This window comes from Ruegeria sp., assembly GCF_028066395.1.
Classification (GTDB): domain Bacteria; phylum Pseudomonadota; class Alphaproteobacteria; order Rhodobacterales; family Rhodobacteraceae; genus Ruegeria.
Genome location: NZ_JALCBM010000025.1, coordinates 31521 through 52241, shown reverse-complemented (window position 1 = coordinate 52241; position 20721 = coordinate 31521). Strand labels below are relative to the sequence as shown.

Sequence of the window (20721 nt, the reverse complement as noted above, 5' to 3'; positions counted from 1 at the left end):
GTCTCCGGGTTGATGTAAATTGTTTTCACATTGTCTAGATGGGGCGGCGTTTGGGTGGTTGCAAGGGGTGATGTGAAAAAGATTTACATTCATGCTTGAATGGTTGACGCCATGCAGGAACCGGCGCAGGTTCCGCATCGTAGCGCGCCACGGTTTCTTTTAAGTTTTGACAAGTTTGGACAGAGGCCACTTGCGCCGGTCGAGCCCTTCGGTGTTCAGGCCTGGTGGCGTAAGCTGTATTCAAGAAGGAACAGCCTCACCTTAGTCTCAAGTTTGTCAGGAAGCCCGGGACAAACAATGAGGTCGGTCCTTTCCAACTTCCGATAGAAGATACATCCCGCCGCCGGACGGGTGGAGTACGATAAATGTCTCGGACAGCTGATCATAGTATAGCACGCCGTTAAAAACTGGAAAAATTGGAGATAGGAGGCATGCGCCTTGATCAGTTTCATACGCGTACGGGTATGCAGAAATTAGCATTTCAGATCGCCAGTAACCAGCTACACAGATCACAACTGAAAAGAAAACAACGTTCGCAGGCATAGAGACATGGCGGACAAATGCCTTTCCAAACGGCGTGCCTCTTCTACGGCTTTGAACAAGTGGCCTAATGACAGTGGGGACAACTGTTCCGAGAATAACCCCTAGCGCGACGACCCAGGCAAACCCTCTTTCTTTTGGTGCATTGTGCAGCAAGAGAGGTCCATAAAGTGCGAAAAATACAAAGACCATAGAAACCACAGACTGAGAAATTATTAGGCGCGGGTCACTAAAATCTATCATTTCAAGCCGCCATACTCGGAACCTTACATACCGTTCGCGTACTTTTGGGCTGCGTTTCCGACTTGTGGCTAACTTGATGCGGCTCAATAGATGCTCACAAAGGTAAAGGCAAATTATCAAAGGAAAAACAGACAACCGAAATACCACGTAGGAAAAAAACAGGAGGATGGTCACGTTTCCAGCTAGGAAAGCAAGGGTATTGCTATCAAAAAGCCTCCAAACACTCCAAGGCAAGGATAAGATGACACCAAGGGTGAAAGCACCGAATGCGCCTAACCAGATTTTAAGTCCTGCCGCTAGAACTCTCTTAATCGTCTTTAGATCTGAGTTTAGCAGCTTACGCGCGACACTTTGAGACTTGGTAAGCCGATGAAGTAAGTTCTCTTGTTCAAAAGTCATTTTGCTATTGTTTTGGTCCAACACGTGAGCCTTGGGAAGCCGGTCCAGAGCCGCAAGGGAATTTCCGCCCCTCCACGTGCTTCACTCCCTTACTAATGAAACACTGCGAGTTGTAAGCAGTTTGCGCCACTTCGCAAGTGTTGTCCTGTGGGATGTGCTTAGGAACACCTCGTCCCCTGCAATCGTGCGCTTTAGGACCAGCCGCAAGCGTTTTTCTCGGCCGATCTCGATGGTCAGACTTTCGGTTCCGTTTGGCGAAAACTCATGCACAACTGAACCGCTTTCGATCAATTGTTGTCCTAGAACTTCGGTACCATGCATTTAGCCGTAAGCCCGCAAAGGCCGGTTTAAACGTCCATTGAAAGGCGGTAAACTTTCCTCGAACCGAGTTCAGGAGATGTCTTTGCCCCTACGTTTTCAATGCTCTTCCGTCTTCTTCCAGCCTATTTCGGCTTATTTTGGTGTCTTGTGCCCGAGTTCACGTATATGCAAATGACTGAAAACACGACGCCCCCGACCCTTGATGACATCCTGAGCCTGGAACAGCAGGTCTGGGCCGCTTTGGTGGCAGGCAATGCGCAGGCGGATCGGGCTTTGCTGAGCCCGGATTTTCTGGGGGTTTATCCAACCGGCTTTGCCAATCGCGACGATCATGTGGGGCAGTTCGCCGATGCGCCGACTATGGCGGACTACAAGCTGAGCGAGGCGAAGTTGCGGGTTTTGACCCCTGATATCGTCCTGCTGTCTTACCGCGCTGATTATCAGCGCCCCGGCGCGCCGGGGTGGGAGGTGATGTTGATCTCATCCCTCTGGGAGCGGCGTCATAACGTCTGGGTCAACAGCTTCAGTCAGGACACACCGCTGGAGGCGAAATGAACGCCCCTTTGATCCCGCAGCGCTGCCCGCGCGCCTTTGATTCCGCTTTGGGAGAAGAAACAGGCGCCGCAGTGCCGGATATAACGCCCGAACAGAGAGAGTTGATCGCCGGAACTGCCGGGTCCAGCCCTTATCTGAAGGGTCTGATCGATCAGGAAAAGGACTGGCTGGCGCAGGCGTTGCAGCAGCCGGATCAGGCGTTGTCGGATGTGATGCAGGCCGTGCAGACCCTGCCGCCGGATCAGTTGAAACCCGGCCTGCGGCAGGCCAAGCGGCGGGTGGCGCTGCTGACGGCGCTGGCCGATCTGGCGGGCGCGTGGCCGTTGGAAAAGGTGACCGGAGCGCTGACGGATTTCGGTGCGCTGGCCGCAGATATGGCCGCCAAGGCCGAGATCGCGGCCCTGATCCGGCGCGGCAAGCTGCCGGGGATGGTCGAGGATGATGCGGACACTGCTGCCGGGCTGATCATCCTCGCCATGGGCAAGATGGGCGCGCATGAGCTGAACTACAGTTCGGATATCGACCTGATCGTGTTGTTTGATGAAACCCGGTTCGACCCGGATGACTTCCTTGACGCGCGGCAAAGCATGGTCCGGGCGACGCGGAATTTCTGCGCCACGCTCAGCGACAAGACCGCCGATGGCTATGTCTTCCGCACTGACCTGCGTTTGCGTCCCGACCCGGCGGTCACGCCCGTCTGTATGGCGACCGAAGCGGCCGAGCGGTATTACGAAAGCCTCGGCCGCACATGGGAGAGGGCAGCTTATATCAAGGCCCGTCCCTGTGCCGGAGACATCGCGGCCGGGCAGCGCTTTCTGGACACCCTGCGCCCCTTTGTCTGGCGGCGCCATCTGGATTTTGCCGCCATTCAAGACGCCCATGACATGCGCCTGCGCATACGTGAGAACAAGGGCACAGGCGGCGCCCTGTCCATCCCCGGCCATGACATGAAACTGGGGCAGGGCGGGATACGTGAGATCGAGTTCTTCACCCAGACCCGCCAGTTGATCGCCGGAGGCCGTGACACCGATCTGCGGGTGCGCGGCACTGTGCCGGGGCTGGCCGCGCTGGCCACCAAAGGCTGGGTGCCGCAGGACGTGGCCGACAGGCTGACCGACCATTACCGCGCCCATCGCGAGGTCGAACACCGCATTCAGATGGTTCATGACGCCCAGACTCACAAGGTTCCGCAAACGCCCGACGGGATTGACCGCGTGGCCTGCCTGATGGGCATCACCAGTGCCGAGCTGACCCAGGACCTGACCCGCCGCCTGACTGAGGTGCATGAACTGACCGAAGGCTTCTTTGCCCCGGGGCCTTCCCCCGCGCGCGCATCTGCGCCCGAGGTCACGTTTGACCAGAACGTACTGGCCCGCTGGACGACCTATCCGGCGCTGCGCTCGCAACGCGGGGCGCGGATATTCGACCGGCTGCGGCCTGAAATCCTGTCACGTCTGGCCAAAACCGCGCAACCGGATGAGGCGCTGCAGGCGCTTGACGGCTTTCTGGCCGGACTCCCCGCCGGGGTGCAGCTGTTTTCCCTGTTCGAGGCCAATCCGCAACTGATCGACCTGCTGATCGACATCGTCGGCACCTCGCACGCGCTGGCCACGCATCTGTCACGCAATGCCTCGGTATTTGATGCGGTGATCGGCGGCAGTTTCTTTGCCGATTGGCCGGGGCAGGAGGCATTGAAGGCCGAGCTGACGCAGGCCTTGACCGATGAAAGTGACTATGAAACGCAGCTCGATCTGACCCGCCGCTGGTGCAAGGAATGGCATTTCCGCATCGGTGTGCATCACTTGCGCGGGCTGATCGACGGCGCGCAGGCCGGGCAGCAATATGCGGACCTCGCCAATGCCGTGATCGCTGCCATCCTGCCGTGCGTGACGGCGCAGTTCGCGACCAAACACGGGGCGCCTCCGGGGCGTGGGGCGGCGGTTCTGGGCATGGGCTCGCTGGGGGCGGGACGGATCAATTCGCAATCCGATCTGGATATGATCGTGATCTACGACCCGCTGGATCAGGACATGTCCGATGGCCCGCGCCCGCTGGCGACGCGCACCTATTACGCGCGCTTCACCCAAGCGCTGATCACCGCGCTGACCGCGCCGATGGCGCAGGGGCGGCTGTATGAGGTCGACATGCGGCTGCGCCCCTCGGGCAATCAGGGGCCGGTGGCGACCAGTTGGGCCAGCTTCACCAGCTATCAGCAGAACGAGGCCTGGGTGTGGGAACATCTGGCGCTGACCCGCGCCCATGTGGTTGCGGGCGACGCCGGGCTGGCTGCCGATATCGAAACCTTCCGCGCCGATTTCCTGTCGCAGCCACGCGACCGCGACAAGGTCCTGCGTGAGGTGGCCGAGATGCGCACCCGTCTGGCAGCGGCAAAAGCGCCCGCCAGTGTCTGGGATGCCAAGAACGGACCGGGCCGGATGATGGATATCGAATTGCTCGCGGAAACCGGGGCGCTGCTGTCCGGCACGGCACAGCGCGATGTGCAGGCGGGCCTCGACGGCGCTGTCGCCGCCGGATTGCTGGATGTCGCGCAGGCACAAACGCTCAAGGCCGGTTACGATCTATGCTGGTCGGTGCAATGCGCGGCGCGGCTGCTCTCGGTCAAAGGGCTCGAGGTCGACCGGATCGGCGAAGGCGGCGCGGCCTTTCTGTGCCGCGCCACCGGGTTCGAGCAGATCGAACAGCTGCAGGCCGCGTTGCAGGACAGTTACGCCACCGCCGCCGCCCTGATCGGCAGCGTGGTTGAGGAGGGCAAAGATGGCGCGCAGTAACGACCCCAACGACCCCAAGGGCCTTATTTTCGAAGCTTATCGCATCGAAGGCATCACCTTGCCCGAATGCCGCAGTATCTTTCTGGACTGGGCGCTGGGCCTGCCGCCCGAGTGCGATCAGAGACAGGCGCTGGTCGAACTGCACAGCGCCTATTCGGCGCAGGATGGTGATCACCCGATGACGCAGGTGCTGCGCGACGGGCTGGAAACCGCGCAGGCCCCGAAACGGCGCGGCGGCTGGCGCAGTCGCAACCGCTGACGGGGGCTTTCCCCGCGCCGCGTTCGCGATTATGAGGGCGGGCATGACTGAACCCGCCGACCGCCCCCGCATCCGTCTGAAACCCAAAGCCAATGCGCGCGGCCTGCGTCATGGTTTTCCTTGGGTCTACGCCAATGACATCGTCACCGACCGCCGGACGCGCAAGATCGCCCCGGGCGCTTTGGCGGTGCTTGAGGATGACAAGCGGTCGCCAATTGCTTTGGTCGCGGTCAATCCGGCGTCAAAGATCATGTGCCGGGTGCTGGATCGAGACATCTCCGCCGATCTGAATGCCGACTGGTTCGAAACCCGCCTGACCCGTGCGCTGCAGATGCGCGAACGCCTGTTCGACGCGCTGTACTATCGCCTGATCCATGCAGAGGCGGACGGCTTTCCCGGCGTCATCATCGACCGGTTCGGCGACGCTTGCGTGATCCAGCCCAACGCCGCCTGGGCCGAGGCGCATCTGGACCACCTGACCGCCGCGCTGGTCAAGGTCACCGGGGTCACTACGGTGTTGAAAAACGCCTCGGGCCGCACCCGGGGGCTTGAGGGGTTGGACGATGTGAACCAGACTCTGCGCGGCGCGGCACCCGAGGCCCCGCTGCCGGTGCCGATGAACGGCGCCACCTACATGGCCGACCTGACCGGCGGGCAAAAGACCGGCCTTTTCTACGACCAACGCCCCAACCACGCCTTTGCCGCCCGCCTCGTGCAACCCGGCGCGCAGGTGCTGGACGTGTTCAGCCATGTGGGCGGCTTCGGGCTGGCCATGCTGGCGGGCGGTGCCGGGCAGGCGCTCTGCGTCGATGGCTCTGCCGCCGCGCTGGAGCTGGCCACGAAGGGCGCGCAGGCATCTGGGTTCGAAGACCGTTTCCAAACTCGGCAAGGCGACGCCTTTGACGTGCTGACGCAACTGGGCGAAGAGGGCGCGCAATTCGACGTGGTCATCTGCGACCCGCCCGCCTTTGCGCCGTCGAAACAGGCGCTCGACGCCGGGCTGCGTGCTTATGAACGCATCGCGCGCCTGGCCGCGCCGCTAGTAAAACCTGGCGGCTATCTGGGCCTCTGCTCCTGTTCGCACGCGGCTGATCTCGGACGCTTCCGCGACGCCTCCGCACGCGGCATAGGTCGCGCCGGACGGCAGGCACAACTGATCCACACCGGCTTTGCAGGCCCCGATCATCCGCAACTGCCGCAACTGGCCGAAAGCGGCTACCTCAAAGCCGTGTTCTTCCGCCTATGAAAGCGGTGCTGGACACCTGCGTGATCTACCCCACGGTGATGCGGGAAATGCTGCTCGGCGCGGCAGAGCTGGGGCATTTCACCCCCATCTGGTCCGCCCGCATCCTCGAAGAATGGGCCCGCGCCGCCCGCAAACTGGGCCCAGAGGGCGAAGCACAAGCCCGCGCCGAGATCGCCCTGACCCAATCGCATTGGCCCAAAGCCGAACGCCCACCCGCGCCGGGTCTGGAACAGCGCCTCTGGCTGCCCGACAGCGCCGATATCCACGTCCTCGCCACCGCCGTCGCAGCATCGGCAGATACAATCGTCACGCTCAACGCCAAGGATTTCCCCAAAAACATCTTGGCCGAGGAAGACCTCACCCGCCACGACCCAGACAGCCTACTGCACACCTTCTGGCAAACCGACCCCGAGGGGCTGACCACCATCGCCACCCGCGTCCTGGCTGAGGCCAACCGCCTCTCCGGCACCCAATGGACCTTGCGGGCCCTGATGAAAAAAGCCCGCCTGCCGCGCTTAGGCAAAGCCCTCACCACCTGACACGGGTCCACCCTTCATCTGGCCAAAAATATCCCGGGGAGCGCGAGGGGCAGCGCCCCTCGCACCGAACCCTCAATCCCGCGCCCACCGCTGCTCCAAAACCTCCAACGCCGCAATGCGCTCATCCGTCTTCGGGTGACTCATCAACCAAGCCGGAACCACACCCGCGCGCTGCTGCGTCAGATCCTCCAGCTTGTGAAACAGCGATTTCTGCGGCCCGATCCCGATCCCGGCCTTGGTCAGCAACGCGGCGGCATACTCATCCGCCTCATACTCATCCCCTCGCGACAGGCGCGAAGCCAGAAGTGCTGTCAAAGCATTCGCAATCCAAGCGCCAATGAACGGGATGAAGCGGTTCAACAGCATCATCAGCGCCGCCCGCATCGCGTTCTGGCCGGAAAAATCAATCATCCGCCGCCGGGCATGCCCCAGCGCCACGTGCCCCAACTCATGCGCGATGACACTGGCCATTTCCTCGGCCGAAACCTCGCCGTTGCGAAACTTGCGATAGAATCCACGGGTGATGAAAATCCGCCCGTCCGGCGCGGCCAAACCGTTCACCGGGTCGATCTCGTAGATATAGACGGGCACCCGCTCGATCTCCAACGCGACGGCCAGACGGTCAGTCATACGCTTCAGCGCGGGATCGGCCAGTTCGGTCGATTTCGCATCCAGCTCACGATGGGTGCGCCAGACGGAAATCCGGTACATCGCAAGGGCATACAGTACGGCCAGCAGGATCGGGGTGAGACGGAGCATGGGTAAGATATGGGCCGGGGCGGGCAAGCAGGCAAGGGGTCAGAGCGGCAATGCCCCTGACGATCCCGTATCCTCGAAATCCCATCGCGCCGACCAGTGCCCATGTGTGCGTTGAACCACCAGAAAGTTGCGCTCGGCCACATAGCGGCGGCGCTGACCGGGGATTGGGCGGATATGGATAGGGTGGCCGGGCAGGGGCGTCTCACCCACCGTTGCCAGGGCGCCCAGCACCCGTGCCCAGGCCTTTGGTGGCGCCCGGTGCGTGATGCCCGAGGCGACCAGTTGGTGCAGAACCTTACCCTGATCCAGCTTCATCTCACCCCGTGTGGCCAGATGAATCTCGCCGGACAGAACCGTCACCTCCTGATCCGGGCGGGCGGCGATGCGCTGCATCAGTTCCAGCATATGCGCCCAGCTGTCGCGATGCGCCCGGCTTTGCCACTGGTCGCGCAGGTCATCCTCGTATTTCTGCATTTTTGGGATCAGCACCATCAGCAGTTCCAGCAGCGACAAGCGCGGTCCCAGCAAAGGCACGCTGGACATCACCAGAGTACGGCCCGGGGCGGGGTGTGTTGCCAGATCCTCCATCATCTGCCAGCCGCGCTTGCCCATGACCTCGCGTCGGGTGCGTTCGGACCGCAGATCTGGGCTGATCAGGCGCAGGCCGGGGGCCTGAACCGACCAGCCCAGATGCAGGCCCGAGGGGTCCGCAAACCGGGCGGGCAGATCGCCCTCAACCGTGCCGTGCTGAAACAGCAGCGCCGCCTCGCGCGCGACATCGAACAGGGCCTGACCGACCGGAGAATAGGTGCGCGAGCGCCGCAGCGAACCCCAGCCGTCGCAGATATCGTGATCGTCCCATTGCATCAGCGACGGCACCCGGGCCTTGAGATACGCCATCTCGGGGGCCGCGTAATTGGCCAGATAGCGGCGCAGAAAGCCTTCGCGCAGGTGGTTGCGCATGTCGTGCAGATCAGCCCGCGCGGGGTCGCGTGGCAGGTGGTCGGGCCACTCGTCGCACAAGGGGTGGCCGCGGGTCACCTCATCTGCGTAAACCTGATCGCCGCCATGCAGCAGCAGGGAAAATGGGGCCTCGTCATGCTGCGCCCCCATCCGTGCCCACATCGCATTCCGCTCGGCCCCGTCGCGATCCATGTCGCCATGTTCTTCACCATTGCAGGACACATAGGCCAGCCGCAGATCATCCCCCAACCCGGCCAGCGCATAATCGGTGCCGTCCCAGCGATACGAGGAGGCCCTGTCAGCCGGCAGCACAAACCGTGCGCGAAACACATCATGCGCGGAATATTCAGCCAGAAGTTGTGGTTCGGCAACGCCATCCGGCGTAGCAACCGGGGCCGGGTGGGCGCCTTTGGGAGTGATGAAGAGGGCCGCAAGATGCATCTGCCCGTCGCGGATGTCATCAAGGATCAGGATCGGGCCGATGGTCGGGGATGTACTGCTCATATTGAAGTGAGAGCTATGAAACTGTGGAAGCGGTTTCAAGCCTGCTCGCGCATTCCGTGTCTCGTTGCAGCATCAGATTGCGGCAAACAATGAGATGACCCAAAGCATGAGGCTTGTGTATGCGGCACCGAAAATCTTGGCAGGTCAGTACATCTGTATCGCCCATCATTGTGTTGGGAGAAACTGAAAGCCGAAAGGAGCAGGTTGAAACTGGATCGCAATCGAAAAAATGTTGAGCAAAAAGACTATTCGAAGTGGCTGTTGGAGATGCGGTGGCGGGGTTTTGAAATCCGCTTGCATATCAAGGAAATGTATCTCGATTTGGTCGGGAATCCGGTTGGGTAGCTTGGTCAGCACTTTACCGCGTCAATTCCCGCATACCCTGTTCCAGCCCGGCCAATGTCATCGGCACCATGCGGTCCTCGAAAATCTCGCGGATCATGGCGATGGATTGGGTGTAGTCCCAGTATTTCTCGGGCACCGGATTGATCCACAGGTTTGACGTCCACTGTTCGCGCGCGCGGGACAGCCAGACCTGACCGGCCTCCTTGTTCCAATGCTCGTTGGCGCCGCCGGGATAGGCGATCTCGTAGGGGCTCATCGAGGCGTCGCCGACGAAGATGCATTTGTAATCGCCGCCATAGGTGCGCAGCACCTCATGCGTTGGGGTCTGCTGGTCCCAGCGACGGCGGTTGTCACGCCAGACGCCTTCATAGAGGCAATTGTGGAAGTAGAAATATTCCAGATGCTTGAACTCGGTCCGGGCGGCCGAGAACAGTTCCTCGACCACCTTGATATGCGGGTCCATCGAGCCGCCGATATCCAGAAACAGCAGCACCTTGACCGCGTTGTGACGCTCGGGGCGAGTTTTGACGTCCAGATAGCCATGCTCGGCGGTGGCGCGGATGGTGCCGTCGAGGTCCAGTTCCTCGGCAGCCCCTTCGCGCGCCCAGCGGCGCAGGCGTTTCAGGGCGACCTTGATGTTGCGGGTGCCCAGTTCGACCGTGTCGTCCAGGTTCTTGAATTCGCGCTTGTCCCAGACCTTGGCCGCGCGTTGATGGCGGCTTTCCTTCTGGCCGATGCGGACGCCTTCGGGGTTATAGCCATAGGCCCCGAATGGCGAAGTCCCGGCGGTGCCGATCCACTTGTTGCCCCCCTGATGGCGGCCCTGTTGGTCCTTCAGACGTTCGCGCAGAGTCTCCATCAGCTTGTCAAAACCGCCAAGCGCCTCGATTTCGGCCTTTTCCGCGTCGGTCAGGTGTTTTTCGGCCATTCTGGTCAGCCAGTCGGCGGGGATATCGACGGCCTCGAGCACCTGTTCGAACCCGATCTCGTCCAGCCCTTCGAAACTGGCGGCAAAGGCGCGGTCGAACTTGTCGAGGTTGCGTTCGTCCTTCACCATCGACACCCGGGCGAGGTAGTAGAACGCCTCGATATCATAGGTGGCGAGGCCCTTCTTCATGCCCTCCAGAAAGGTCAGATACTCCCGCAGGGATACGGGGATGCCGGCCTTTCGCAGGTTATCGAAGAAGGGCAGAAACATCGCGTCAGGTGACCAGCCGGACCAGGATCAGCGACAGCACCAGCCCCAGCAGCGCGAAGGCGATCCCGTAGCCGGCGGCATATTGCGCCATATCCGCGCCGCTGCCGTTGCGTTTGCGGGCGGTCAGGGCCCCCAGAATCGCCCCGATGATCGCCATTCCCAGTACCACTAACATGTGCCGTTACCCATTTGTGTTGCTGGCAGAGCGCTGCGGCAGACCTTGCGTGACCGAGCGGACCACCACGTCCGAGCCGAACCCGTAACGCGCCCATCCGATACTGTCCAGCCTGACCGCGCGGGCCTGATCCAGACGCCCGGCCTGACGCAACGCTTCGGATTTCAGCAGCATCAGCGTGGCCAGAAGGGCGGCGTTTTCGGCCCGCATCATCACATCTATAGCCTGATCGAGATCGGGCAGGGCGTCGGGACCCTGCCCACGGGCCAGCGCAAAGGCAGCGGTCTGGGCGGTGATATAGGCGCGCTGCACCTCGGTCCCCGGGGTGGCGTTCAGATATTGCAGGGCAATGTCGAACTGCCTCTGCGCCGCTTCGGGGTTGTCGAACTGGCCCATCCGGCCCATCAGGTAATGCGGATAGGCGCGGCGGTGATCGGTCCATCCCTCTTCCTGTCCGATCCGGGCGGCCTCTTGCGCGGCGCGCACGCGGCGACCGGTGGCGCCGCCCGAACCCACCGCCCGCTGTACGGACCTGATCCAGGCGCGTGGCGTATCGGTCAGAGGTTGCGGCTGCAAACGGTCCCCGCGCGGGTTCAGACGGCTGAGCACGCCGGGCAGCACCTGCGCCACCTGTTCGCGGGTCATGCCGGTGCGCAATTCCGGCGCATAGGTGGCGCGCAGGATCAGCATGTCGAACCCGGTCAGGACGGTGTGGAAATTGTCATCGTTAAACACCGAATCCGGCAGGTGATAGAGGTCGTTCAGCGGCCCCAGCGCCTGTGCCAGTTCCTCGTGCAAACAGTCGCGGATTTCCTGCGGGCTGACGTCATAGGGGATGAAGATGCCCAGACGCTCGCGGCTGGTCAGCTCGGTCCAGCTGCTTTTGCGTTTGCGCCGGTCACTACGATATTCCTCAAGGCTTGAGGAGTTGGGGACCACGAAACAGGCGGCCTGCGGCAGGATGCGGTGGATGTCCTGCTGGCTGACCGCCTCGATGGTGATGTTGGCTGTACCCTCAGAGATTTGCTGGATATCGACACCCGCCTCGCGCCGCAGGCGGTTTAGCAGGCGGTTCAGGTCGGTCTGCATGGTTCCGGTCGGGGTGCCGGTCAGACGGACGGTGACGGGGCCTTCGAACCGGGTGAAGACGGGCAGCGGTGTGCCGCTTTCCAGCTCGAAATGCAGGTCCAGAAAATCGGCGGCGATGTTGGTGTTCGACCGGGCCGGGGGCAGGGGACGCGCGGCGGTGAAGGATTTCGTGGGCGGCAGAACGGCCTCGATCGCCTGCACGCGGGTGGGCTGTTCAACCGGCGGAACACTGGTGCAGCCTGCCATTGCGGCCAGCAGGCAGAATGCGGCCAGCCCCCTCATGGGCGTTGATACTTGATGAAGGGCGTCACCTTGGCGATCCGGTCATACAGCCTGCGCGCGGTGGTGTTGAACTCTTGCGTCAGCCAATAGACCGTTGGCGTGCCCTGACGGTCGGCCTCGGCATAGACGGCCTCGATCAGGGCACGGCCAACCCCGGTGCCGCGCGCCTGAGGTCGGGCGTAGAGGTCTTGCAGGTAGCAGACATTCTCGGCCTTCCAGGCATGGCGGTGAAACAGGTAATGGGTCAGGCCGACCAACTGCCGGTCAACCTCGGCCACGAAGCAGTTGAAATCCTGCGGGTCATCGCCCAGCAGCCGGGCAAAGGTGCTGTCGTAGATGTCATCCGGCACAGTGGTTTCGTAAAAGGCCAGATAGTCCTGCCACATCTCGGACCACGCGGCGCGATCTTGGGGGCGCAAAGGGCGGATCGACACTGTGTCGGGCAATTCTGGCGTCCTTTCCTGCTCGGCAACCGGGGTTATAGATCGCTGGCCCCGGTTTTGGTCATGCTGCCATCCGGCCTTGGCGGGTGCAAGCGGTCATCACCTGAACGTCACCGCCACCGGCGGCAATCAGCGCTGACCGCGCGCCATGAAGGCCAGCCGTTCGAACAGATGCACGTCCTGTTCGTTCTTCAGCAGCGCCCCGTGCAGTTTCGGCAACGCATTGGCGCCATCGCGCTTGAGGTCCTCGGCCGTCAGATCCTCGGCCAGTAGCAGTTTCAGCCAGTCCAGCACTTCCGAGGTCGAGGGCTTTTTCTTCAGCCCCTGAGTGTCGCGGATTTCGTAGAATTGGGTCAGCGCGGTGGTCAGCAGCGCGTCCTTGATGCCGGGGTGATGCACCTCGACGATGCGGCGCATCGTGGCCTCATCCGGAAAGCGGATATAGTGGAAGAAACAGCGGCGCAGAAAGGCGTCCGGCAGTTCCTTTTCGTTGTTCGACGTGATGATGACGATGGGGCGGTGACGCGCCCGGATCGTCTCGCCTGTCTCGTAGACATGGAACTCCATCTTGTCGAGTTCCTGCAGCAGATCGTTTGGAAACTCGATATCGGCCTTGTCGATTTCATCGATCAGCAGAACGACCTTTTCGTCCGCGTCGAAGGCCTGCCACAGCTTGCCCTTGCGAATGTAGTTCGACACGTCATGCACACGCTCGTCACCCAACTGACTGTCGCGCAGACGGCTGACCGCATCATATTCATACAGGCCCTGCTGCGCGCGGGTGGTGGATTTCACGTTCCATTCGATCATCCGCAGCCCCAGCGCACCCGCCACCTGCTTGGCCAGCTCGGTCTTGCCGGTGCCGGGCTCGCCCTTGACCAGCAGCGGGCGTTCCAGCGTCACGGCGGCGTTGACGGCGATGGTCAGGTCGTCGGTGGCGACATATTCAGCGGTGCCTTGGAAACGTGCGGTCATGGGGTCCTCGGGTGGATTCGCGGCCCTTTTGGGCACTGTCTGCCCCTTGGGGTACTAAGCGGATGCCTTTTTGACAAGCCGCGCCGCTGCGTCGGATGGGCCGGAAAGCGCCGCAACTACAAGCCCTTGTAATCGATTCGCCACCCTCGCGCGAAAGTGAAGCCGAAGATTGCCCTGAAAATGCCCGGCTGTTTCCACAGTATTTCAAGGTTTTCCCGTTACATGTCTCATATTTAGACTGGGCAGCGTAACGGCGCGTCGGGGCAACGTTTCCATAGTGACATTCCCCGCGCTGTCGGATAAACGCTCCGCAGAAAGGGGTGCCAAATGTCAGGTAGAACAACCGCAACCGACGTTTCTGGCAATACCGAGGGAGCAAATATGAAGCAGGAAGTTTTCCTGCCGGATGATTACCGTCCGGCTGAGGATGAACCTTTCATGAATGACCGTCAGTTGGAGTATTTTCGCCGCAAGCTGACGGATTGGAAAAATGAACTTTTGGCAGGCAGCCGCGATACGATCGAAGGGCTGCAGGACAACACCCGCAACATTCCCGATGTCGCCGACCGCGCGAGCGAGGAAACCGACCGCGCGCTGGAACTGCGCACACGGGATCGGCAGCGCAAACTGGTGGCCAAGATCGATTCGGCCCTGCGCCGGATTGACGAGGGCGAATACGGGTATTGCGAAAAGACCGGCGATCCGATCTCGCTGAAACGTCTGGACGCGCGTCCGATTGCGACCATGACGCTTGAGGCGCAGGAACGTCACGAGCGGCGCGAGAAAGTTCACCGCGACGATTGATCGCTACGGATCATGGTAAAATTCCGAACGCCGGGGCCTGTCGCTCCGGCGTTTTTGCGTTAAGCCGGTGCCATGGATATCAACGGTCTGACATTCTGCGTCATCGGTGGGGGCATTGGCGGGTTGGCCGCGGCCCTTGCCCTGCGGCAATGCGGGGCGCAGGTGACCGTGTTGGAACAGGCTGCGGAACTGACTGAGGTCGGCGCCGGGCTGCAAATCAGCGCCAATGGCCTGCGCGTGTTGCGGGCGCTCGGGGTGGTGGATGAGGACCCCGCCATGGCGCAGCGATCCTATGGCACGATCCTGCGGGATTATCGCAAGGGCCGGGTCATCAGCCGTATGCCTCCGCCGCAGGCCGGGCCGACCTATTATTATCACCGCGCTGACCTGCTGGGTTTGCTGCATGAGGCTGCGCAGCGCGCCGGGGTCGACATCCGTCAGAACGCCCGTGTTGCCGAAGTTCACACACACCCGACCGAGGCTGAGATTGTCCTACAGACCGGCGAGAGCCTGCGCGCCGATTGCGCCATCGCCGCCGATGGCGGGCGCAGCGTGATCCGTCCGGCGCTGAACGGGGACGAAACGCCTGCCTTTACGCATCAGATCGCATGGAGGGCGACAATCCCATGGTCACAGCGGGACCAAAAACCTTGTGCGTCTTTAACGATGGGGCCGGGGCGGCACGTGGTCACCTATCCTCTGCGCGACCAGCGCCTGATGAATATCGTGGCAATCGAGGAACGCTCGGACTGGCAAGAGGAAGGCTGGCGGCGCGAAGGCGACCCGACCGACCTGCGCGCCCGCTTCGCCGATTTCGGCGGGCCGGTGCGCGACTATCTGGCCAAGGTCGATCAGGCCCATCTTTGGGCCCTGTTCCTGCGGCCGGTGGCGCAGAATTGGCAGAATGGTCGTCTGGCCCTGCTGGGCGACGCGGCCCACCCGACACTGCCCTTCATGGCGCAAGGCGCCTGTTTGGCGCTCGAGGACGCATGGGTTCTGCGCCGCGCCTTTTTCGAACAACCCGGGATTGCCAGCGCCCTTGCCGCCTATGAGGCCGCACGTCGCCCCCGCGCATCCCGTGTTGTGGCTGCGGCCGGATCAAACGCGCGCAATTTCCACCTGCGCGGCCCGATGCGGCTGGCGGCGCAAGCCGCACTTATGGCGGTGGGGTCGAGGTTGGCGCGGAAATACGAATGGATTTACAGCTACGATCCCACGGCCTAGGCCATCACAGATCGAGGTCCACCCAGACCGGTACGTGATCTGACGGCTTCTCGTGTCCGCGAATTTCAGCGTCAATCCGGCAATCGCGCATCAGATCGGCGGCCTGCGGGGTCAGCAGGAAATGGTCGATGCGAATGCCGTCATTCTTGTTCCACGCCCCGGCCTGATAATCCCAGAATGAATAATACCCGGGTCCCTGAGTGCGTGCGCGAAACGCCTCGGTGAAGCCCAGATTCAAAATCTTGCGGAAAGCGGCCCGGCTTTCAGGGCGAAACAACGCATCCTCGCGCCAGGCATCAGGGCGCTTGGCATCCTCGGCTTGCGGGATGATGTTGTAATCCCCCGCCATCAGCGCTGGTTCTTCGCTCGCCAGCAAATCACGCGCGCGAATGTGCAAACGTTCCATCCAGGCCAGCTTGTATTCGTATTTCGGACCGGGAACCGGATTGCCGTTGGGCAGATACAGCCCGCAAACCCGCAGCGCCTGCTTGCCGATGACCGTAGCCTCGATCCAGCGCGCCTGTTCGTCCTCATCGTCCCCGGGCAATCCCCGCGTTACATCCTCCAGCGGCAGTTTCGACAGGATTGCCACGCCGTTGAAACTCTTCTGCCCATGGGTTTCCACGTTGTAACCCCGCTCTTCAAAGATCTCGCGGGGGAAGTTTTCGTCGACTGATTTGATTTCTTGCAACAGCACCACATCCGGCTGCGCCTCATCCAGCCAGCGGGGCAGGGCCTCGGCCCGGGCCTTGATGCCGTTGATGTTGAACGTGGCGATTTTCATGCGCGGCCCTCCGATGCTGTGATGCAACCTATCGCGCAGAATAGACCCAGCGGCAAGGTCGAGAGGTGGGGCGAGGCTCTGCCTCGCGCTCCGGGATATTTTTGGCCAGATGAAGAAACGGATCATTAACCAATTTGTTCGAGAACGGTACTGCGGTACAGGCGGGGACGCCGATGACCGCGCCAGGTGAAGCTCTCTGGTGGATATGTCAGAGAGCGGATCCCTGCTTCATCTGGCTGAAAATATCCTGGGGGTGTGGGGGCAAAGCCCCCACCTGCGATCACATCGAAAATGATGTCCCGCAGCCGCAGGAAGAGGTGGCGTTGGGATTTTCGATCACAAACCGCGCGCCAATCAATTCTTGTGTGAAATCAATCACCGCGTTTTCCAGAAATGGCAGGGATATCGCGTCCACGATGACCTTCTGGCCTTTGCCTTCCAGCACAAGGTCATCCTCTTTCGGGGCGTCCAGCGCGATTTCGTATTGAAAACCGGAACATCCGCCGCCTTCCACCGCGATACGCAGGGCCTGACCCTGATCCGCCGCGCCGATTTCGGCCAGACGTTCAAAGGCGCGTTCCGTGACTGTGGGGGGCAGATTCATGCCGGACTCCAGAGGTTTAAATCCCTTACGCCATACAATATAGAAAACCCAAGGACAGGCGACAAGGACAAGACCATTGAAACGAGCGGGTTTTGCCTCGGATCCGGGCCGCGCAAAGGGGCGGCTTGTGCCAGAGGAGGAAAGCAGTTTCCGGTCATGCTTTCAGCGCGACCGGGACCGGATCATTCACGCCAGCGCGTTTCGGCGGCTCAAGCACAAGACGCAGGTATTTGTCGAGCATGAGGGCGACAGTTATCGCACCCGGCTGACTCATTCCATCGAAGTGGCGCAGGTGGCGCGCACGATTGCGGGTGCTTTGGGTTTAAACCCTGAACTGACCGAAGCGGTGGCTTTGGCGCATGACCTCGGGCATACGCCCTTTGGGCACACAGGCGAGGATGCGCTGCATGCGCTGATGGCACCCTATGGCGGGTTCGACCATAACGCGCAGGCCATTCGGATCGTCACCAAACTGGAGCGGCACTATGCCGAATTCGATGGTTGTAACCTGACCTGGGAATGTCTGGAAGGCATTGCGAAACACAATGGCCCGGTTACGGGCGAATTGCCCTGGGCACTGGCTGAATGCAACCATGGCTTTGATCTGGAACTGCACACCCATGCCAGTGCGGAGGCGCAGGTGGCGGCGCTTTCCGATGACATCGCCTATAACAATCACGACCTGCTGGACGGGCTAAGGGCCGGGTTGTTCTCGGATGACGAAATCACGCAATTGCCCATTGTCGGCGACTGCTATGCCGAGGTGAACCGGAAATATCCCGATCTCGACCCCTATCGCCGACGGCATGAGGCGCTGCGGCGGGTGTTTGGCGTCATGGTGGGCGACGTGATCGAAACCTCGCGCGATCTGATTTCACAATCCGGCGCGCGGACGGTTGAGGATATCCGGCATCTGGGGCATCCGGTCATTCGGTTCTCGGACGGGCTTTGGGGGCAGCTGAAACAGATCCGTGCCTTTCTGTTCGCGCAGATGTACCGCGCGCCCAGTGTGATGAAGGTGCGGGCCGAGGTCAGCAAAGTGGTCGAGGACCTGTTTCCGATCTATCTGAACGACCCGCGCCAGATGCCCGCGCGCTGGCATGCGGATATTGAGGCCGCAGCGGATGAGACAGCGTTGGCCCGCATCGTCTCGGATTATATCGCCGGGATGACGGACCGGTTTGCCCTGCAGGATCACGCAAGACTGACCAGCTGATCACTTGATCCCGATATAGGCCAGCGCCCAGACCTGCTGCCCGGCCTGTTCCTGCGCCAGATCGGCGTCATCGGTCGGTGGGAACACAATCATCGTCGGGCCATAGCCGCCGATCCCCATCGGAGCGCCGTCCGCATGGGTCGCAACAATCGGCTGATGCGCGGCGATGCTGTCCCATGGGATTTCGGCCTGATACCCGTCCATGGCCATCGGCTTGGCGGTTTTGCCCTCGGCCCCCGCCAGCGCCATGAGGTCCGACAAAAGCGGGCCGGAAAAGGTGATGTTGCGCTGATTGCCCTCGGGGCCATAAAGAATAGTGATCTGGGTCTGGGGCAACCCGTCCAGCGTGGCCGCGTCAAAGCCGGCCGCTCCATCATGCTGAACCTCCAGATATCCCAGCAACCCGCCATCACCTTCACCCCGCGCGGGCAGGTTGGTTTCCGTGACCGCGCCGCCAAGGGTCAGCAACACATGACCTTGCGGTGTGGGTATCTCGGACCAGGCGGGCAGGGCGGTGGTCAGCAGCAAAGACAGGGGAAGGGCGAGGCGCATCGGGTCATCTCCGGTTGAAAGCTGTGCATCGACACTATCCCGTCCCGCCGCCAAACCAAGCCAAAACTTAGCCTTCCATTGACCTTGCCGCCGCGCGTGATAAACCGCCGGGCAAGCAAAAGGACATCCGAAATGAACCTGTTTTCCGAGATCCGCGCCCTGGTACTGGACGCGCTGGCGCAGATGCAGTCCGAAGGCGCACTGCCCGAGGGGCTGAGCTTTGACAACGTGGCGGTTGAACCGCCGCGCGATGCTGCGCATGGCGATATGGCGACCAACGCGGCGATGGTGCTGGCGAAACCGGCCAAGATGAAGCCGCGCGACATTGCCGATGCGCTGGCCGGGAAACTGGCTGCCGATGATCGGATCACCAGCGCCGAGGTGGCAGGCCCGGGCTTTCTGAACCTGCGTCTGGCGCCAGGCGTGTGGCAAGGCGTGCTGGCCGCCGTTCTGGAACAGGGCACCGATTATGGCCGCTCGACCATGGGGCAGGGGCAGAAGGTGAACGTCGAGTACGTCTCGGCCAACCCGACCGGGCCGCTGCATGTGGGCCATACGCGGGGCGCGGTGTTCGGGGACGCGCTGGCAAGCCTGCTGGACTATTCGGGCCATGACGTGACCCGGGAATATTACATCAACGATGGCGGCGCGCAGGTGGATGTGCTGGCGCGGTCCGCCTATGAGCGGTATCGCGAGGCCAATGGCCTCAGCCCCGAGATTGCCGAGGGTCTATATCCCGGCGACTACCTGATCCCGATCGGTGAGGCGCTGAAAGAGAAATATGGCGACAGCCTGATCGACAAGCCCGAAAGCGAATGGCTGGAAGAGCTGCGCAACTTCTCCACCGACGCGATGATGGACCTGATCCGCGCCGACCTGAAGGCGTTGGGCGTTGAGATGGACGTGTTCTTCTCGGAAAAATCGCTCTATGGCACGGGCCGGATCGAGGCCGCCTTGCAGTCGCTGACCGACAAGGGCCTGATCTATGAGGGCGTGCTGGAACCGCCCAAGGGCAAAAAGCCCGAGGATTGGGAGCCGCGTGAGCAGACCCTGTTCAAGTCCACCGAGCATGGCGATGATGTCGACCGTCCGGTGAAGAAATCGGATGGCAGCTGGACCTATTTCGCCCCGGACATCGCTTATCACTATGACAAGGTGAGCCGCGGCTATGACGCGCTGATCGACGTGTTCGGCGCGGATCATGGCGGCTATGTCAAACGGATGAAGGCGGCGGTGTCGGCGCTGTCCGATGGCAAGGTGTCGCTGGATATCAAGCTGACCCAGTTGGTGAAGCTGTGGAAGAATGGCGAGCCGTTCAAGATGTCCAAACGGGCCGGGAACTTTGTCACCCTGCGCGATGTGGTTGATGCGGTCGGACCAGACGTTACCCGCTTTGTCATGCTGACTCGCAAGAATGACGCGCCTCTGGATTTCGATTTTGACCAGGTTTTAGCAGGCAACAACGAAAACCCAGTTTACTACGTGCAATACGCACACGCGCGTGTCATGAGTGTTTTGAGAAAAGCTGAATCAGCATCAATTCCTGCGGATGATGCTACCTTGGCGTCCGCTGACCTCAGTCGTTTGTCCCATGATGCTGAACTGACGTTAACCAAGAAAATTGCAGAATGGCCTCGTTTGGTTGAGGCTGCTGCGAAAGCTAATGAGCCTCATCGAGTGGTCTTCTACCTCATCGAGTTGGTGAATGACTTTAGCTATCTGTACAATTTGGGCTTTGACGACGAATCTGTGCGCTTCATTCAGGATGGCGATGTTGCCACAAGCCAATCAAAAATTGCACTGGCCCGGGCCGTTTCTGTTGTGATTTCAGCGGGCTTGGGTATTCTTGGCGTTACTCCGGCGCAGGAGATGCGGTAACCAATACCGCCCGAACCGCCGGTCTGAGGCAGACA

General features: G+C 61.3%; 19 protein-coding genes. 9 read left to right on the top strand and 10 right to left on the bottom strand.

The genetic code is table 11. From position 1 onward, the window contains the following. The first annotated feature begins 1674 nt into the window (after nucleotides 1-1674). From MPJ51_RS10170 to MPJ51_RS10150, 5 genes are read left to right on the top strand one after another with little or no spacing between them, the layout of a single operon-like run. The gene (locus MPJ51_RS10170) at nucleotides 1675-2058 is read left to right on the top strand and encodes a nuclear transport factor 2 family protein (protein ID WP_298385653.1); all 384 of its coding nucleotides are present in this window, start codon (nucleotides 1675-1677) and stop codon (nucleotides 2056-2058) included. After that, complete coding sequence (locus MPJ51_RS10165; protein ID WP_298385650.1) at nucleotides 2055-4847, top strand: bifunctional [glutamine synthetase] adenylyltransferase/[glutamine synthetase]-adenylyl-L-tyrosine phosphorylase; 2793 nt, start codon at nucleotides 2055-2057, stop codon at nucleotides 4845-4847. The genes MPJ51_RS10170 and MPJ51_RS10165 overlap by 4 nt, the downstream gene beginning before the upstream one ends. After that, entirely contained in the window at nucleotides 4834-5106 is a 273-nt protein-coding gene (locus tag MPJ51_RS10160; RefSeq protein WP_298385647.1) for a hypothetical protein, read from the top strand. Before MPJ51_RS10165 ends, MPJ51_RS10160 begins: the two co-directional genes overlap by 14 nt. A 43-nt stretch (nucleotides 5107-5149) precedes the next feature. After that, on the top strand, nucleotides 5150-6352 hold the full coding sequence (locus tag MPJ51_RS10155) for a class I SAM-dependent rRNA methyltransferase (protein WP_298385644.1): 1203 nt from the start codon (nucleotides 5150-5152) through the stop codon (nucleotides 6350-6352). After that, nucleotides 6349-6891, top strand: a complete 543-nt coding sequence (locus tag MPJ51_RS10150) for a PIN domain-containing protein (RefSeq protein WP_298385642.1) — start codon at nucleotides 6349-6351, stop codon at nucleotides 6889-6891. Before MPJ51_RS10155 ends, MPJ51_RS10150 begins: the two co-directional genes overlap by 4 nt. Before the next feature lie 72 nt (nucleotides 6892-6963). On the opposite strand, the gene MPJ51_RS10145 is transcribed toward MPJ51_RS10150, so the two are convergent. The 7 genes from MPJ51_RS10145 to MPJ51_RS10115 form a co-directional block, all read right to left on the bottom strand. Continuing rightward, a complete protein-coding gene (locus MPJ51_RS10145; protein WP_298385640.1) occupies nucleotides 6964-7650 on the bottom strand; it encodes a M48 family metallopeptidase in 687 nt (228 codons plus the stop codon). Nucleotides 7651-7689: 39 nt separating this feature from the next. Next, nucleotides 7690-9117, bottom strand: a complete 1428-nt coding sequence (locus MPJ51_RS10140; protein WP_298385638.1) for an alkaline phosphatase D family protein — start codon at nucleotides 9115-9117, stop codon at nucleotides 7690-7692. 358 nt (nucleotides 9118-9475) lie between these two features. After that, the gene (locus tag MPJ51_RS10135; protein ID WP_298385635.1) at nucleotides 9476-10660 is read right to left on the bottom strand and encodes a VWA domain-containing protein; all 1185 of its coding nucleotides are present in this window, start codon (nucleotides 10658-10660) and stop codon (nucleotides 9476-9478) included. A gap of 4 nt (nucleotides 10661-10664) precedes the next feature. Further along, on the bottom strand, nucleotides 10665-10835 hold the full coding sequence (locus tag MPJ51_RS10130) for a hypothetical protein (RefSeq protein ID WP_298385632.1): 171 nt from the start codon (nucleotides 10833-10835) through the stop codon (nucleotides 10665-10667). Between the two features lie 6 nt (nucleotides 10836-10841). Then, complete coding sequence (locus MPJ51_RS10125; RefSeq protein ID WP_298385631.1) at nucleotides 10842-12206, bottom strand: DUF2927 domain-containing protein; 1365 nt, start codon at nucleotides 12204-12206, stop codon at nucleotides 10842-10844. Then, nucleotides 12203-12652 (bottom strand): GNAT family N-acetyltransferase, encoded by a 450-nt coding sequence (locus tag MPJ51_RS10120; protein WP_337959813.1) that lies wholly within the window; start codon nucleotides 12650-12652, stop codon nucleotides 12203-12205. Before MPJ51_RS10120 ends, MPJ51_RS10125 begins: the two co-directional genes overlap by 4 nt. A 126-nt stretch (nucleotides 12653-12778) precedes the next feature. Further along, a complete protein-coding gene (locus MPJ51_RS10115; RefSeq protein ID WP_298385628.1) occupies nucleotides 12779-13624 on the bottom strand; it encodes a MoxR family ATPase in 846 nt (281 codons plus the stop codon). Between the two features lie 381 nt (nucleotides 13625-14005). On the opposite strand from MPJ51_RS10115, the gene dksA reads away from it, so the two are divergent. Beyond that, on the top strand, nucleotides 14006-14428 hold the full coding sequence (dksA, locus tag MPJ51_RS10110; RefSeq protein WP_298385625.1) for an RNA polymerase-binding protein DksA: 423 nt from the start codon (nucleotides 14006-14008) through the stop codon (nucleotides 14426-14428). A 72-nt stretch (nucleotides 14429-14500) separates the two neighbouring features. Next, the gene (locus tag MPJ51_RS10105; RefSeq protein WP_298385622.1) at nucleotides 14501-15652 is read left to right on the top strand and encodes an FAD-dependent monooxygenase; all 1152 of its coding nucleotides are present in this window, start codon (nucleotides 14501-14503) and stop codon (nucleotides 15650-15652) included. A gap of 4 nt (nucleotides 15653-15656) precedes the next feature. Here MPJ51_RS10105 and xth read toward each other — a convergent pair whose 3' ends face one another. Together xth and MPJ51_RS10095 are read right to left on the bottom strand one after the other, a co-directional pair. Next, the gene (gene xth / locus MPJ51_RS10100; RefSeq protein ID WP_298385619.1) at nucleotides 15657-16436 is read right to left on the bottom strand and encodes an exodeoxyribonuclease III; all 780 of its coding nucleotides are present in this window, start codon (nucleotides 16434-16436) and stop codon (nucleotides 15657-15659) included. Between the two features lie 280 nt (nucleotides 16437-16716). Next, complete coding sequence (locus MPJ51_RS10095; RefSeq protein WP_298385615.1) at nucleotides 16717-17040, bottom strand: iron-sulfur cluster assembly accessory protein; 324 nt, start codon at nucleotides 17038-17040, stop codon at nucleotides 16717-16719. A gap of 76 nt (nucleotides 17041-17116) precedes the next feature. Here MPJ51_RS10095 and MPJ51_RS10090 point away from each other — a divergent pair, with 76 nt between their 5' ends. After that, the gene (locus MPJ51_RS10090) at nucleotides 17117-18256 is read left to right on the top strand and encodes a deoxyguanosinetriphosphate triphosphohydrolase (RefSeq protein WP_298385612.1); all 1140 of its coding nucleotides are present in this window, start codon (nucleotides 17117-17119) and stop codon (nucleotides 18254-18256) included. On the opposite strand, the gene MPJ51_RS10085 is transcribed toward MPJ51_RS10090, so the two are convergent. Continuing rightward, nucleotides 18257-18808 carry a hypothetical protein gene (locus MPJ51_RS10085; protein ID WP_298385609.1) on the bottom strand — a complete coding sequence of 184 codons (552 nt, stop codon included), beginning with the start codon at nucleotides 18806-18808 and terminating at the stop codon, nucleotides 18257-18259. A gap of 132 nt (nucleotides 18809-18940) precedes the next feature. Between MPJ51_RS10085 and argS the strand changes: the two genes are divergently transcribed. Next, complete coding sequence (gene argS, locus MPJ51_RS10080) at nucleotides 18941-20686, top strand: arginine--tRNA ligase (protein WP_298385607.1); 1746 nt, start codon at nucleotides 18941-18943, stop codon at nucleotides 20684-20686. Nucleotides 20687-20721 lie beyond the last annotated feature (35 nt).

Excerpts from the sequence above, each read along its gene's own strand:
- MPJ51_RS10170 (WP_298385653.1), top strand. The coding sequence starts at position 1,675 with ATGACTGAAAACACGACGCCCCCGACCCTTGATGACATCCTGAGCCTG.
- MPJ51_RS10165 (WP_298385650.1), top strand. The coding sequence starts at position 2,055 with ATGAACGCCCCTTTGATCCCGCAGCGCTGCCCGCGCGCCTTTGATTCC.
- MPJ51_RS10160 (WP_298385647.1), top strand. The coding sequence starts at position 4,834 with ATGGCGCGCAGTAACGACCCCAACGACCCCAAGGGCCTTATTTTCGAA.
- MPJ51_RS10155 (WP_298385644.1), top strand. The coding sequence starts at position 5,150 with ATGACTGAACCCGCCGACCGCCCCCGCATCCGTCTGAAACCCAAAGCC.
- MPJ51_RS10150 (WP_298385642.1), top strand. The coding sequence starts at position 6,349 with ATGAAAGCGGTGCTGGACACCTGCGTGATCTACCCCACGGTGATGCGG.
- MPJ51_RS10145 (WP_298385640.1), bottom strand. The coding sequence starts at position 7,650 with ATGCTCCGTCTCACCCCGATCCTGCTGGCCGTACTGTATGCCCTTGCG.
- MPJ51_RS10140 (WP_298385638.1), bottom strand. The coding sequence starts at position 9,117 with ATGAGCAGTACATCCCCGACCATCGGCCCGATCCTGATCCTTGATGAC.
- MPJ51_RS10135 (WP_298385635.1), bottom strand. The coding sequence starts at position 10,660 with ATGTTTCTGCCCTTCTTCGATAACCTGCGAAAGGCCGGCATCCCCGTA.
- MPJ51_RS10130 (WP_298385632.1), bottom strand. The coding sequence starts at position 10,835 with ATGTTAGTGGTACTGGGAATGGCGATCATCGGGGCGATTCTGGGGGCC.
- MPJ51_RS10125 (WP_298385631.1), bottom strand. The coding sequence starts at position 12,206 with ATGAGGGGGCTGGCCGCATTCTGCCTGCTGGCCGCAATGGCAGGCTGC.
- MPJ51_RS10115 (WP_298385628.1), bottom strand. The coding sequence starts at position 13,624 with ATGACCGCACGTTTCCAAGGCACCGCTGAATATGTCGCCACCGACGAC.
- dksA (WP_298385625.1), top strand. The coding sequence starts at position 14,006 with ATGAAGCAGGAAGTTTTCCTGCCGGATGATTACCGTCCGGCTGAGGAT.
- MPJ51_RS10105 (WP_298385622.1), top strand. The coding sequence starts at position 14,501 with ATGGATATCAACGGTCTGACATTCTGCGTCATCGGTGGGGGCATTGGC.
- xth (WP_298385619.1), bottom strand. The coding sequence starts at position 16,436 with ATGAAAATCGCCACGTTCAACATCAACGGCATCAAGGCCCGGGCCGAG.
- MPJ51_RS10095 (WP_298385615.1), bottom strand. The coding sequence starts at position 17,040 with ATGAATCTGCCCCCCACAGTCACGGAACGCGCCTTTGAACGTCTGGCC.
- MPJ51_RS10085 (WP_298385609.1), bottom strand. The coding sequence starts at position 18,808 with ATGCGCCTCGCCCTTCCCCTGTCTTTGCTGCTGACCACCGCCCTGCCC.
- argS (WP_298385607.1), top strand. The coding sequence starts at position 18,941 with ATGAACCTGTTTTCCGAGATCCGCGCCCTGGTACTGGACGCGCTGGCG.